The sequence below is a fragment of the Lachnoclostridium sp. Marseille-P6806 genome (assembly GCF_964238185.1).
In the GTDB taxonomy this organism is placed as follows: domain Bacteria; phylum Bacillota; class Clostridia; order Lachnospirales; family Lachnospiraceae; genus Brotaphodocola.
The window spans coordinates 151,286-165,219 of the sequence record NZ_CAXSLG010000002.1 but is presented as its reverse complement, the minus strand read 5'-3'; the positions used below and the strand labels follow the sequence as shown (position 1 = coordinate 165,219).

The window sequence follows — 13,934 nt, the reverse complement described above, 5'->3', positions numbered from 1 at the left end:
TGAATCTGCGATACTCATTTTTGATAGTTTACGTTTTTTCAGGGATACAGAATCACAGACCGGGTATATTCATTTTTCATTTTCCGGCCCTTCTGGTAAACAAGAGACTGGTAGAAATGGGAGGCGAAAAGATCCTGTTCAAACCAGTTCATGGCCTGGGGAGGAAGAATTTTTCCTGCGTTGGCTGTTTTTGTGATTATGGGAAGAGAGGCATGTTTCTTCATAGCATTTAAAAGCGGTCCAGCGGATTTGCGGAAGCCCAGAATGCGGATGAAAGCGGCATAATCTGCCTCCTTCTGTCTCTGCTGGGCTTCTTTGGTAAGATTTAAAAGCAGGTGAATCAGGGCACGGCTGATGCGGGTATAGGTGTACTGCTTTGTTTTCAGCTGCTCAATCCTCTGAGAAAATCCGGCGGGAGAAAGAGAAAGGCCCAAAAGCCGGTCAGCAAGCTCCGGGGAAAAATCGGCATAGCGGCTGAGATCCTCATGGCTTTGGACGGCCTGCAGCAGACGATACTGAAGCTGGGCGGAAAGATCGTCCGGGAATACAGGGGCAGAAAGGGCCGCCTCCTGAATGCAGGCAGCCAGAGCCGGTTCCGGAATCTGAGCGAGAACGTTCTTATGAGACGGAGCAAAAATGGCGCCATGGGAATGCGACTCCCGGAAGCTTTTCCGAAGAAAGGAAGCGGAGGCAAAAGCGGCTTCTGCGGGAACTGAGGTATCGTGGTAGCCCTGCCCCTTGCGCTGAATAGATGCCGGTGTGATGGAGCTTTTCCGCCGTTTCAGGGCTTTTAAATATTCTATGGCAAGAATATTGTTGGGAGTGGAGAGAAGGGAGGCATCGGCGCTGTCTCGTCCGGTATCGGCTGTCATGGAAGAGGTCTGAGGAGATTCCGTCTGTCTTTGCGCGGCAATGGTTTCTCTGAGAGCGGCTTCCCGGGCCGCAGGAAAAGAGATTCCCTGCTTTAACAGACCGCGGAGAATGTCCTGAAAGTCTGAAGATTCCTGACAGAGAAGTTCTGCTGTAGCCTGCAGAGATGACAGATCTCCGGATTCACTGCCAAAGCACAGAGTGTCTACAACTCCCGTCTGATCCAAAAGAGAGACGCCGCAGGCGGCAAAGTCTTCTGCACTTCCTGTGGCAAAGGCGGAGGGCAGCTCGATAACCAGATCCACGCCGCAGCTTAAAGCCATGGCAGTACGGGTGTATTTGTCAAAAACAGCCGGTTCCCCCCGCTGTACAAAGTCTCCGCTGACAGCCGCCACAATCCAGTCGGCGCCCAGGGCTTCTCTGGCCTGCCGGATCTGGTATTCGTGCCCTCGATGAAAGGGATTGTATTCTGCAATGATTCCTACTGTTCTCATAAATTCCGGCTCCTTTGGTGTAAAAGTCTGATGATTTTCCATTATAATCACATTTGGGCTGTCCGTAAAGGGAGAAAAAAACCATTGTTTGATAAAAAATGCAAAAAAAAGAGAAATACAGCTTGTTTCCTATTTTTACACCGTTTATAATAGAACTATATGCAACAAAATAATGAAAGGGGTATTATCATGGGATTTATTGATGTAATCAAAGCAAAAGCGAAAGCTGACAAAAAGACGATTGTACTGCCGGAGTCCATGGACCGCAGAACATGGGTTGCAGCTGAGAAGATCCTGAAAGAAGGACTGGCAAATCTGATCATTATCGGTACACCGGAGGATATTGGTGCACACAGCGAGGGACTGGATATTTCCGGCGCTACCATTATCAATCCGCAGACCTATGAGAAGACACAGGAGTACATTGACCTTTTCGTTGAACTGAGAAAAGCAAAAGGCATGACCCCTGAGAAAGCAAGAGAAACCATTTTAAGCGACTATGCATACTACGGCTGCCTGATGATCAAAAAAGGCGATGCTGACGGTATGGTATCCGGCGCATGCCACTCTACTGCAAACACCCTGCGTCCCTGCCTGCAGGTTATTAAGACCAAACCGGGCACAAAGCTGGTTTCTGCATTCTTCCTGATGGAAGTTCCGGATTGTCAGTTTGGCAACAACGGAACCTTCGTATTTGCAGACTGCGGCCTGAACCAGAACCCGAATCCGGAAGAACTGGCAGCAATCGCAGTTTCCTCTGCAGAGAGCTTCCGTATGCTGACCGGTGAGGAGCCGAAGGTAGCAATGCTGTCTCATTCCTCCAAGGGAAGTGCTGCTCATGCAGATGTAGATAAGGTTGTAGAGGCAACCAGAATTGCCAAGGAGATGGCTCCGGAGCTGGCATTAGACGGCGAACTGCAGCTTGACGCAGCAATCGTTCCGGAAATCGGCGCTTCCAAGGCTCCTGACAGCAAGGTTGCAGGACAGGCAAACGTTCTGGTATTCCCGGATCTGGATGCAGGAAACATTGGCTATAAGCTGGTTCAGAGACTGGGCAAGGCTGAGGCTTACGGCCCCATGTGCCAGGGTATTGCAAAGCCGGTAAACGATCTGTCCAGAGGCTGTTCTGCTGACGATATCGTAGGCGTTGTTGCAATTACTGCTGTTCAGTGTCAGAACGCTGAGTAAGAATATTCAGCAGGGGATACCCTGTGAGAAATTCTGAAACGGATTCAAAGAAAAACGGATAGAATGTAGATATAGGAGAAATTCGGATTATGAAGATTTTAGTTATTAACTGCGGAAGCTCCTCTCTGAAATATCAGCTGATTGATATGGAAGATGAGAGCGTAATTGCAAAAGGTCTCTGTGAGAGAATTGGAATTGATGGTTCTAAGCTGACCCATCAGCCTTCTGGTAAGGACAAATATGTTGTTGAGAATCCTATGCCCAGCCACAAGGTAGCAATCGAAATGGTTATGGATGCTCTGCAGGATCCAGAGCATGGCGTAATCAAGAGCACCGACGAGATTTCCGCTATCGGACACCGGGTACTGCACGGCGGCAGAGTTTACAGCGATTCTATCGTAGTAGACGAGGATGTAAAGCGCGTAATCCGCGAGTGCTTCGATCTGGGACCGCTGCATAACCCGGCAAACCTGATGGGAATTGAAGCCTGTGAAGAGGCAATGCCTGGAAAGCCCAATGTAGCAGTATGGGATACCGGATTTGGTATGTCCATGCCGGAGAAGGCATATATGTATGCAATTCCTCACGAGTACTATGAGAAGTACAGCATCCGCCGCTATGGCTTCCATGGAACCAGCCACAAGTTCGTTTCCGGTGAAGCAATTAAGTTCGGCAACCTGGATCCGGAGAACGCAAAGGTTATTGTTTGCCACCTGGGCAACGGTGCCAGCGTATCTGCATCTATTGGCGGCAAGTGTGTAGACACCAGCATGGGTCTGACTCCTCTCGAGGGCTTGATTATGGGTACCAGAAGCGGTGATGTGGATCCGGCTGTGATTCAGTATATCTGCAACAAAGAGAATAAGGACGTGAACGAGGTTCTGAATATTCTCAACAAGAAGTCTGGTGTTCTGGGCATGAGCGGCGGCGTTTCCAGCGACTTCCGTGACATTGAGACAGCTAAGAAGGAAGGCAATCATCTGGCAGAGGTTGCGCTGGATGCATTTATCTACCGTGTTGCAAAATACATTGGCGCTTACACTGCAGCTATGAATGGTGTAGATGCCATCGCATTTACCGCAGGCGTTGGTGAGAATGACAAGGCTGGCAGAAAAGCTATCTGCGAGTATCTGGGCTATCTGGGCGTTAAGATCGATGACGAGGCTAATGATGTAAGAGGCAAGTATGCTGTGATTTCTGCTCCGGATTCCAAGGTAAAGGTTATGTTGATCCCCACCAATGAGGAGTTGGCTATCGCAAGAGAAACCAAGGCTCTGATCTAACGTTCCATAAGGATGGGTACTGTGCGCCAGAGGAAAAGGCTGATGACGTAGCCATGCTTCGGCGCAGGAATGTGCCAAGGCACATTCTTTATGCCATAGGAAATTGCGTCCTATGACACAAAAACGCTCCGCGAGGATCGCCATGCGGCGGAAGAGAATTTTGTCGCAGAAGTGACCCGCCGCAGGCGGAGAAGCTCGTGAGCGAGCTTCTTTCTTGCAGGAAAGAATTGTCTCTGGTAATTTCTGAAAAAACCGGTTGACAAAAGAAAAGCGCCTGTGTATAATATCATAGGTGCGTATTAGGAGATTAATATGCTGATTAACCTGACAGAGCTGTTTTCCAGGGAAGGAAAAGAAAAAACCTACACATGCAGTATTGACATGGACACGCTTACTACAATGAAGGAGGCGTTCCCGATTGTGTCAAAAGGACCTGTATCCCTACAGATTCGGAATCTTGGCAACAGAAAGCTTCTCCTGACAGGAAGCGCAGAGATAACTCTGCAGATTCCCTGCAGCAGATGCCTTGAGCCGGTAGAGTGTCCGTTCTCCCTTGATTTGGAGGAGGAACTGGATTTGGAGCGGACTGAGGAGGAGCGTGCGGAGGATTTGGACGAACAGCCCTACGTAAGCGGTTATACTCTGGATGTAGACCGGTTGCTCAGTAACGAGCTATTGCTGAATCTGCCTATGAAGGTATTGTGCAGGGAAGACTGCAAAGGGATATGCAATAGATGTGGTGCGAATCTCAATTACTCGACTTGTTCCTGTGATAGAAGTTCGCCTGACCCAAGAATGTCAGCAATCCAGGATTTATTTCAAAAGTTTAAGGAGGTGTAAACCATGTCTATCTGTCCTAAGAATAAATCTTCCAAAGCAAGACGTGACAAACGTAGAGCTAACTGGAAAATGAGCGCAATGAATTTAGTAAAGTGCAGCAAGTGCGGCGCCCTGATGATGCCTCACAGAGTCTGCAAATCTTGCGGTTCTTACAACAAGAGAGAAATCGTTAAGGTTGAAGACTAATACAGAGTAATTTTGCTCAATCAATATAACAAGCGAAATAAGGCCTTTGGAGTTGCTCCAAGGGTCTTGTTTTTTATGTCATAGGAAGGTGCGTCCTATGAAATGGATTGTAAGGTTGCATGGCTGAACGGATACAATGTGTTTTAGGATGGACAGGATTGGCACTTGTGAATAAAGGGGATGCTATGATATAATATTTCAGAGACAAAGGATGATCTGGGGGGATGATATGAAAGGGATGGTGGGGAAGAAAAATTCCAGCTGGACGGTTTTTATTATTGTTTCGGTATTATTAATTTCTACTGTAACAATGTATTTCCGCTTCCTTTATTATTCGAAAAATATCCGGGCAACTGTGGTAAAGCAGGAAATTAATCAGATCGAATTGACCTCCAATTATATAACAAAAATTTTTCACACGGAAATGGAGGACTGTGTCGATGTGCTTCGGGAAAATGCGAGAGCGTACTATCTGTCAGATGCGGAAAACACGCTGGAGGATACGGTGGAATTTCTGCAGAACATAAAGCAGCATACGGATTTTACTGTGGTGGGAGTGATTCGTCCAGATGGATGGAGTATGAATGACAGCGGAATCCAGAGGCGATTAAGAGATCGGGCAGTTCTGCAGGCAATTCTGAAGAACGAGATTTACGTATCGGATCTGCTCATAAGCGGGGAAAAGAAGCTGGGGAAAATTCTGATTGCAGTGCCGATTCATGAGAATGGCAGAGCAGTGGGAGCTATCTGGGGCAGATATCCCATTGATGTAATAGCGAAAAAGGTGGAAGAAACTGGAGATCGGGAACGGAATTTTTATATTATCGATGACAAAGGGGCATATATCAGCCGTTCATCCGATCTTTCCGCCTGGAATGGCTCGACGTCAATCTGGGATGAGCTTGGCAAGTGCAGCTTCCCTCAGGGAGATACCGTGGAATCAATCCGCAGCCGCGTGGAAAATCATGAGTCGGGGATTGTCTGTTTTCGGGTTAAGGATGGCAGCAGCCGCTATGCAACCTTCCGGCCCCTGGGAATCAATAACTGGTATATCTTTTCTGTTCTGGCGGGCAGTTCTCCAGACAGATACATTGGAAAGATTCGGGAATTTACCATACATATGCTTTCTTCTCTGACCTGCTTTCTGGGATTGTGGTTTTTCTTGATTTTGCTTCTCGTTTATCGAAATAAGAAAACAACAGAGCGGCAGAATAGCCAGCTGGAGGTAAAGACTGAGCTGTTTCGAATGGTAATGGGAAAAACGAAGAATATTCCTTTTGAGATCAATACCAGCAAAAAATGGCTGAAGCTGTATCATGGAGAGGATGGGCAGCCAGATTATGAGATGATGGATGATTTTTCGCCGGAATTTATGCTGAAAAACGGAAAAATTCGCAGCAGCGATCTGGCGGTATATCAGCGAATTTACGATACAGCCATTGAAGGAAGAGATTCTGAGCCTGTTATTCTTGAAATGGATATGGGAAAGGGAATGACCTGGATGAGGATTCATCTGGTTACAGTCAATTCTGACAGCGTCATTGGTTATCTGGAGGATTATGCAGAGCAGATGAGAAAGAGTCAGGAGCTGGAGGCTGTCAGCCAGAAAACAAAATACGATGTTTTGACCGGACTTTACAATCGGGAAACCTTTATTACATCGGTAGAGGAAGTACTGAAAAAGCCCCAGGCTATGATGTCAGCCCTGTTTTTGCTGGATCTGGATCATTTTAAAGACGTAAATGATATTCTCGGACATATGACAGGAGATCGGGTTCTTCAGGAAATGGCGCAGAATTTAAAGTCAGCAATCCGCAGCAGAGATCTGTCCGGCAGAGTAGGCGGAGATGAGTTTATGGTGTTCATTCAGGATGCGGCAGACACCAATGCGATTAAGAAGTGCGCGGAGAAGATGAATCGGATTTTGCAAAGACCTTATGAGAAGGACAGCAAAAGGGTTAAGGTAAGCGCATCCATTGGTATTGCTGTGGCAGAGGAGGGGGTAACCTTCCGAGAGCTGTATGAGCGGGCGGATAAGGCCCTTTACGATGTAAAAAAGAACGGACGCAACGGGTATTCTATATACGCAGGTTTTTAAAATACTCTGTGAAAGACACAAAAAGAAATACACAGACAGAAGCAGGATAGAAATAAAAAACACAGAAAAGATAAATGCAGGAAACCGGTTTTCACGCCGGAAATCCTGCATTTTTTATATGTTACATTATTTGTGGAGACTGTCATAGTCTCTGGGAGACATGCCTGTTACTTTTTTAAAGACCTTACTGAAGTAATACGCATTGTCAAACCCTAGCTGTCCTGCGATTTCATAAATCAGATACTGTCCGGAATCAATCAGCTCCTTTGCATGCTCAATTTTAACCTGAGCGATATAATCGGAGATAGTCAGATTCATATACCGGCTGAAGGTGGTGCTCAGGTGGCCGGAACTGATCCGAAGATGATCGGCAATGTCAGACAGGGTCAGCTTTTCGGTATAATGCTCGTTGATATACCGTTTTGCCAGATAGACCAGCTTGTCGGAGCGGTTTTCTTTTCGCTCAGTCAGAAGACCGCACATTTTCTCACAGAAGCTGTCCAACCATAAGAGAATGTCCTCCAGACTGCCCAGCTGTGCCAGCTGCTCCGTAATGTCGCTGATATAAGGGAAATCCTCTGTATCAGCACTTTCTTCCTGAAACAGATCGTGGAAGAAGCTGTAGATATTAATGCAGGCGCTGACTGCCTGCGTTTTTCCTGGCTTATACTGACGGAACAAAGAAGAAAGCTCGTCAAAAATCTGGTGCAGCTCACTGCTTTCGTTGTGGAGCACAGCATCGTACATGGCCTTCTTCAGGAAGTTAATATTGAATTCCCGGTTGCTGGAACGGTGGCGTTCTTCAGTCTGCGGCCGATAGAAGGAGATGGAACGATTAGACTCATAATAACAGTCGTCAAGGGCCTTTTTCGCCTCCAGAAAAGCCTCTGGCAGTTCAGAGAGCTGTTCCTTTCTTTTACTTATACCAAACTGTGCTGTCAGGGCAAAATAGGTGCTGAGAGCCACTTTGATTTTATTGCAAAAATCAGAAAGAGCCTTTTCGTTGTCATTTTCCAACTTGGGACATACGGCAAGGGCAAGGGTGTCCTTTTCCTGAGGCAGTGTGGTGCAGCGGGCAAAATAACGGGATGAAATTCCGGAAATAATGTCCAGCAGCTGACTGCGGATGAATTGAAAATCATAAGCGTCAGTCTGTCCGAATTGGATCTGTTCCGGCATCATCTGGAACAGAATCATATAGACAAAGGGGTAATTTTTTTCAAGTTCGCTGTTGACCGGAAACTCGTCTTTTTGAGGATTCAAAAGCTGTGTAAAGTAGGATCGCTCCACTTGGGCCTGGCTGTCTTTTAACAGGAAAGAGTACAGCTCCTTCTTGTGATGGCTTTTCATGAGATTGCAGCAGTCCTTTGCCCGCTCCAGAGCGTCAATCAGAGCCTGGGGCTGGAGATCCAGCTTGACCAGGTAATCTGTGGCGCCAAGGCGGACTGCCTGCTGAGCCAGCTGGAAATCCTCCAGGTTGGTCAGAAGAAGGAATGCAAATTCGCAGCCCTGCTTCTGACAGGCTTCGATCAGCTCCAGGCCATTCATAACAGGCATTCGGATGTCTGTTATTACAATATCTGGATTTAGCTCCAGAATCAGCTCCATGGCGCTGTTGCCGTTGGTGGCCTTTCCCACAATCGTACACTCATACTCCTCCCATGGGATCAAAGAAGCAATTCCTGCTAAAACTAAAGGTTCATCATCAATCAATACAATTCTATACATAAGTAACTCCTGTTAATTAGATGATCATTTTATTATATTTCCTGCATTTCATCGCTGAATTCCAGCGGTAAAGAAACGGTAACACAGGTGTAGCTTCCGATTTCGCTTTCCATTTTCAGACCATATTCCTCTCCGTAAACCAGTTTGATCCGCCGGTCAACATTGGGAAGTCCGATGCCGCTCATATAATTTTTCGTGACTCTTCCTGTGTCTGTCAGAAGACGGCGGATATTTTCTTCAGAAATACCAATTCCGTTGTCGCGGATGCTGATGTAAAGCACCTGGTCTTCTGCATAAATATGAATTTGAATCAGCCCTGGCTTTCCGCTGGGTTCGATTCCGGAGAAGATACTGTTTTCTACAATGGGCTGCAGGGTCAGCTTGACAATGCGGGCGTTGTAAAGCGCCGGATCATCTACGGTAATCTCCACATCAAATAATTCAATATAACGGATCTTTTCAATTGTAATATAGTTTTCCAAAAAATCAAGCTCCTGACGGATTGTTACTTTTTCATTAAAGCCCTTTGCCATATTTTTCAGCAGGGAGGAGAGGGCAGAAACAACCTTTACAATTCCTGTGCTGTGCTGCATGGTGGCAATCCATTTGATGGAGTCCAGAGTGTTGTACAGGAAGTGAGGATTGATCTGGGCCTGAAGGATCTTGATTTCCATATTCATTTTTTCTTTTTCATCCTGGATTCGGCTGTCCATGAGTTCGGAAATCCGGGATGACATTTCATTGATCTGTTTTCCGATGAGACCAAATTCATCTTTTGTTTCAATATCTGGGTTTTTGGTGAACTCTCCAGTTGAAATAACCCTAATGTGCCTGGTCAGCCGATCGATAGGACGAATCAGGTTTCTGGAGAACAGCAGGGAAAGGGCAAGGCCGATTACCATGGCGGACATAAAAATCAGGAAAATCGTAGTATAAAGAACCTGCTTGTCCAGAGGCATTTCCTTAATCGGAAGAATCTCACAGAAAATCAGCCCGCTGACAGGCTGCCGTTCCCAGGCAATGACACAGTCATTTCCATTGACATGCTCGATAATATGTCCGGAAATTTCCGGATGCTCTGCTAAAATCAGCCTGGCAGAGTCAAGCTGGGGTTTTTCCATATTTATAGAGCTGATGGTGGTATAGTCCGCTGTCAGAATCGTAATGTTTTTATCCTGTGGCATGAAGGACAGGGACTGCTCAAACAGCATGGGAGAAATGGCCAGATAAACCCAGGCCTCTCTGGGGGCCTCGGCGGAAACATGCTCCCAGGGGCGCAGCAGGGGAAGCACCTTAGGATCCCGTCTTGTGTAGGGGAAGAAAATATTGTCCTGAAGCGTCAGCTCGTAGGCCTGCAGCTCTCTTGTAAGGAGGGTATCAAACCAGGGCGTCTTCATCAGCGATTCCGGCGCTTGGAGACTTCCATAGGAGGTTCCGGCCTGGAGACACACAGAATCCTTTTCGTATACAATGATCTGATTAATATACTGATTGTAGCCGGAAACTGCGCAGAGATCCTTTAAAACATTTGCCGAATACAGCTGTATCTCATCGGAATGTGCGTAAGTGCTGCGGGTCGAATTGAGAAACAGCGTTTTTCTGCTGGCACAGTTCTGGACAATATTGATCATCTCTGTGTATGCAATATCCAGTCGGGCAGAAAGCGAGTGAAGTCTGTTGACAGAGTTTTCTGTTTCGTTGGCAATGACATCATTTTTATAGGAAAAAAAGGTATAAAAACTGATGGCAGAGGCAATACAGATAATGGTCAGAAAATTAAAAAAAATCAATTTTTTTTGAAAAGTTCGAGGTGTTTTTTTGTTCATAATCATCCTTTCTTTTACAATTCCTATGTTATTATACACAAAAAAAACCATCCTTTCAATGCAAAATGTACATAAAACATAAAAATAGTAATAGAATAGGAAAATTGTATATGTTTTTCAAAAAGAAAGAAAAAACATGTCTAAAAAAAAGAAATCAAAATCCGAAAATTGTTGATTCAGAAAACGATATGTTCCTGTTACACTTATCTTAACAACGGCGGAGCGCTTCCGTCGAAAAAATGGAGGGTTATCATGAAAAAGAAACAGGTAGTCGTAATGACAATGGCAGCAGTCATGGCATGCGGTGCTATGACTGCCTGCGGCGGCAGCAAGTCTGACGCTGGAAACAATGCAGCAGCTGGAAGCGAGGCTTCAGGAGAGACCGGCAGTGCAGAAGGAAAGCAGGTCCTTTCTGTTACTACATGGGACAATGAATCCACTCCTCAGTTCCAGGCAGTGATCGATGCCTATGAGGAAAAGAATCCGGATGTAGAGATTAAGATTATCGATACCTCTGCAGATGAGTATAACAACTCCCTGGGTATCAGCCTTTCTGCAGCACAGCCGGATCCGGATGTTATCTGGGTTAAGGATATGGGTTCCATGCTTCAGATGGCAGACAAAGAGCAGCTGCTTCCAATTGATGAATTCATCAAGAAGGACAATCTGGATTTATCCATTTACAAGGGAGCTGCTGAGCAGCTGCAGTACAATGGTGTTTCCTATGCTCTGCCTTACAGAAATGACTGGTATGTTCTGTACTACAACAAGGATCTGTTTGATGCAGCAGGTGTTGAGTATCCGTCCAATGATATGACATGGCAGGAGTATTACGATCTGGCAGCAAAGCTGACCAGCGGCGAGGGAAGCAGCAAGGTATATGGCTCTCACAATCATACTTGGCAGGCACTGGTTACCAACTGGGCAGTACAGGACGGTGAGCATACTGTAGTTGAAAAGGATTACAGCTTTATGAAGCCTTGGTATGAAGAGGCTCTGGCTCTTCAGAAGAATGGCTACATTCAGGACTATGCAACCTTAAAGACTGCAAACATCCACTATACATCTGTATTTAAGAATCAGCAGTGTGCTATGATGCCGATGGGTACTTGGTTCATCGCAACCATGATGCAGTCCCATGCAGCAGGCGAGACCAGCTTCAACTGGGGAATTGCAACCATTCCGCATCCGGAGAACACAGAGGCAGGCTACACCGTTGGCGCTCTGACTCCTATTGCAATCAGCGCATTTACCGACCAGAAGGATCTGGCTTGGGATTTCGTGAAGTTTGCTTCTTCTGAGGAAGCAGCAACTATTCTGGCAGCACAGGGCGTATTTACTGGTATTCCGTCTGAGGAAGCACTGAAGACTATCGCAGCAGCTGAGAATTTCCCGGAGGGTGAAAGCAATGTAGAGGCTCTGGAATATACCCATTATTCCTTTGACCGTCCGCTGGATCCGAAGATCGAGGAAATCCGTACTGTGCTGAACGAAGTACATGAATTAATTATGATTGAATCCTACTCTGTAGACGATGGTCTTGCAGAGCTTCAGGAGAGAGTAGCAGAAATTAAGGGCTGGTGATAAACCAAATGAGCGGGCTGGTGCAATACCAGCCCCGCCTTTTAAACAGATAAAATCTGAGGAGGATGGATATGAGTAAGCTGACATCCAAACAGAAGAGAGCATTGCGGACCAATATGACAGGTTATGCCTTTATTTTACCGAACCTGATCGGATATTCCCTTTTCGTATTTGTTCCGGTTATTTTTTCTTTTGTTCTGAGTGTAATGAGTTGGGATGGTTCACAGAGACCGATGCAGTTTGTAGGACTGCAGAACTTTACAGAAGTTTTTGGCGACAGAGTTTTCCGCGGCGCACTGGTACATACCTTATCCTATGCGCTGATGACAGTTCTTCCCACGCTGGTTCTGGCACTTTTGCTGGCAGTTCTTCTGAACAACAAAATCAAAGGCGTGGCATTTTTTAGAACCGCATTTTACTTCCCATATATCGCTTCTATCGTTGCGGTAGGCGCTGTGTGGAACATGCTGTTCCAGCCTGATTTTGGACCGGTTAACGAATTCCTGAAATTTATCGGCATCAGTGAGCCTCCTAGGTGGGTAGTTGATAAGGATTGGGCTATGGTAGCGGTTTCCATCGTAAGCGTATGGAAGTATATGGGTTACTACATGATCGTGTATCTGGCTGCTCTGCAGGGTATTTCTAGTTCTCTGTATGAGGCTGCAAGCATTGACGGTGCAAATGGCTTCCAGAAGCTTTTGTACATTACTGTTCCCATGCTGACACCGACAACCTTCTTCGTATTAATTATGCTGACCATTCAGTGCTTCAAGGTATTTGACCTGGTATACGTTATGACCGGCGGCGGTCCTGGTAACGCAACCAAGACACTGGTTAACTTCATTTATGAAAAAGCATTTACAAGCTGGGAGTTTGGTCCGGCTAGTGCAGGTGCAATTGTACTGTTTGCAATTGTACTGCTTATCACTCTGATTCAGTTCAGCGGTGAGAAGAAGTGGTCTAAGGATTTATAAGGGGGGAAAGGTATGGAAGCCAAGAAAAAAATAACAAAGACAATACTTTACATCCTTCTGATCTGTCTGGCCCTGTTCATGCTGGTTCCGTTCTATTGGATGGTAATTTCTTCATTAAAGCTGAATAAAGACGTTTTCTCTATCCCCATGAGATGGTGGCCGGAGACAATGCACCCGGAAAACTATTCCACAATCTGGAAAAAGCTTCCGTTGCTTACTTTCTTTAAGAACACTGCAAAGCTGACCCTGTGTACAACAACAATTCAGCTGTGCACCAGCTGTTTCGCAGCATATGGTTTCACAAAATGTCACTTCAAAGGAAGAGATACTCTTTTCCTGATGTATGTTACTACCATTGCCGTTCCGTGGCAGGTATACATGGTTCCTCAGTTCATCCTGGTTTCTAAAATGGGACTGAACGATACTCATATCGGACTGATGCTGATGCAGGCTTTCTCCGCATTCGGCGTATTCCTGATGAGACAGTTCTACATCAGTATTCCGGACGAGCTGTGTGAGGCTGCAAGAATTGACGGACTGAATGAGTTTGGTATTTTCTCCAAAATCATTTTCCCGTTAGGTAAGCCGGGTATGGCTACCCTGACCATCTTCACATTCACCAATGTTTGGAACGACTTCATGGGACCGTTGATTTACTTAAAGACCCAGGAATTAAAGACCGTTCAGCTTGGTATCCGTATGTTTATTTCTCAGTACGGCGCCGACTATGCATGGATCATGGCAGCATCTGTATGTTCCCTGATTCCGGTTGTAATTGTATTCTTAAGCTGTCAGCGCTTCTTCGTTGAGGGTGTTGCTGCCAGCGGTATCAAGGGCTAAGATTTTACAGCTAATTGTTTTAG

At 46.1% G+C, this 13,934-nt stretch carries 11 protein-coding genes; 8 read left to right on the top strand and 3 right to left on the bottom strand.

Going from position 1 to position 13,934, the window contains the following annotated elements; all coding sequences use genetic code 11:
• Nucleotides 1–38 precede the first annotated feature (38 nt).
• Complete coding sequence (locus ACESON_RS02840) at nucleotides 39–1,364, bottom strand: nucleotidyltransferase family protein (RefSeq protein ID WP_373108393.1); 1,326 nt, start codon at nucleotides 1,362–1,364, stop codon at nucleotides 39–41.
• Nucleotides 1,365–1,553: 189 nt separating this feature from the next.
• On the opposite strand from ACESON_RS02840, the gene pta reads away from it, so the two are divergent.
• The 5 genes from pta (at nucleotide 1,554) to ACESON_RS02815 (ending at nucleotide 6,959) form a co-directional block, all read left to right on the top strand.
• Nucleotides 1,554–2,552: a phosphate acetyltransferase gene (pta, locus tag ACESON_RS02835; protein WP_177959019.1), complete on the top strand. Its 999-nt coding sequence runs from the start codon at nucleotides 1,554–1,556 to the stop codon at nucleotides 2,550–2,552.
• Between the two features lie 89 nt (nucleotides 2,553–2,641).
• Nucleotides 2,642–3,835 (top strand): acetate/propionate family kinase, encoded by a 1,194-nt coding sequence (locus tag ACESON_RS02830; RefSeq protein ID WP_177959020.1) that lies wholly within the window; start codon nucleotides 2,642–2,644, stop codon nucleotides 3,833–3,835.
• Between the two features lie 312 nt (nucleotides 3,836–4,147).
• Nucleotides 4,148–4,675 carry a YceD family protein gene (locus ACESON_RS02825; RefSeq protein ID WP_177958681.1) on the top strand — a complete coding sequence of 176 codons (528 nt, stop codon included), beginning with the start codon at nucleotides 4,148–4,150 and terminating at the stop codon, nucleotides 4,673–4,675.
• A 3-nt stretch (nucleotides 4,676–4,678) separates the two neighbouring features.
• Nucleotides 4,679–4,861 (top strand): 50S ribosomal protein L32, encoded by a 183-nt coding sequence (rpmF, locus tag ACESON_RS02820; RefSeq protein ID WP_177958682.1) that lies wholly within the window; start codon nucleotides 4,679–4,681, stop codon nucleotides 4,859–4,861.
• A gap of 229 nt (nucleotides 4,862–5,090) precedes the next feature.
• The gene (locus ACESON_RS02815) at nucleotides 5,091–6,959 is read left to right on the top strand and encodes a diguanylate cyclase (RefSeq protein WP_373108391.1); all 1,869 of its coding nucleotides are present in this window, start codon (nucleotides 5,091–5,093) and stop codon (nucleotides 6,957–6,959) included.
• 126 nt (nucleotides 6,960–7,085) lie between these two features.
• Here ACESON_RS02815 and ACESON_RS02810 read toward each other — a convergent pair whose 3' ends face one another.
• Both ACESON_RS02810 and ACESON_RS02805 read right to left on the bottom strand, forming a co-directional pair.
• A complete protein-coding gene (locus ACESON_RS02810; protein WP_177958684.1) occupies nucleotides 7,086–8,687 on the bottom strand; it encodes an AraC family transcriptional regulator in 1,602 nt (533 codons plus the stop codon).
• 32 nt (nucleotides 8,688–8,719) lie between these two features.
• A complete protein-coding gene (locus ACESON_RS02805) occupies nucleotides 8,720–10,513 on the bottom strand; it encodes a sensor histidine kinase (RefSeq protein ID WP_373108388.1) in 1,794 nt (597 codons plus the stop codon).
• 252 nt (nucleotides 10,514–10,765) lie between these two features.
• Between ACESON_RS02805 and ACESON_RS02800 the strand changes: the two genes are divergently transcribed.
• The 3 genes from ACESON_RS02800 (at nucleotide 10,766) to ACESON_RS02790 (ending at nucleotide 13,911) form a co-directional block, all read left to right on the top strand.
• Nucleotides 10,766–12,097: an extracellular solute-binding protein gene (locus ACESON_RS02800; RefSeq protein ID WP_177958686.1), complete on the top strand. Its 1,332-nt coding sequence runs from the start codon at nucleotides 10,766–10,768 to the stop codon at nucleotides 12,095–12,097.
• Nucleotides 12,098–12,168: 71 nt separating this feature from the next.
• Complete coding sequence (locus ACESON_RS02795; protein WP_373108386.1) at nucleotides 12,169–13,071, top strand: carbohydrate ABC transporter permease; 903 nt, start codon at nucleotides 12,169–12,171, stop codon at nucleotides 13,069–13,071.
• Between the two features lie 12 nt (nucleotides 13,072–13,083).
• Nucleotides 13,084–13,911 (top strand): ABC transporter permease subunit, encoded by an 828-nt coding sequence (locus ACESON_RS02790; RefSeq protein ID WP_177958688.1) that lies wholly within the window; start codon nucleotides 13,084–13,086, stop codon nucleotides 13,909–13,911.
• Nucleotides 13,912–13,934 lie beyond the last annotated feature (23 nt).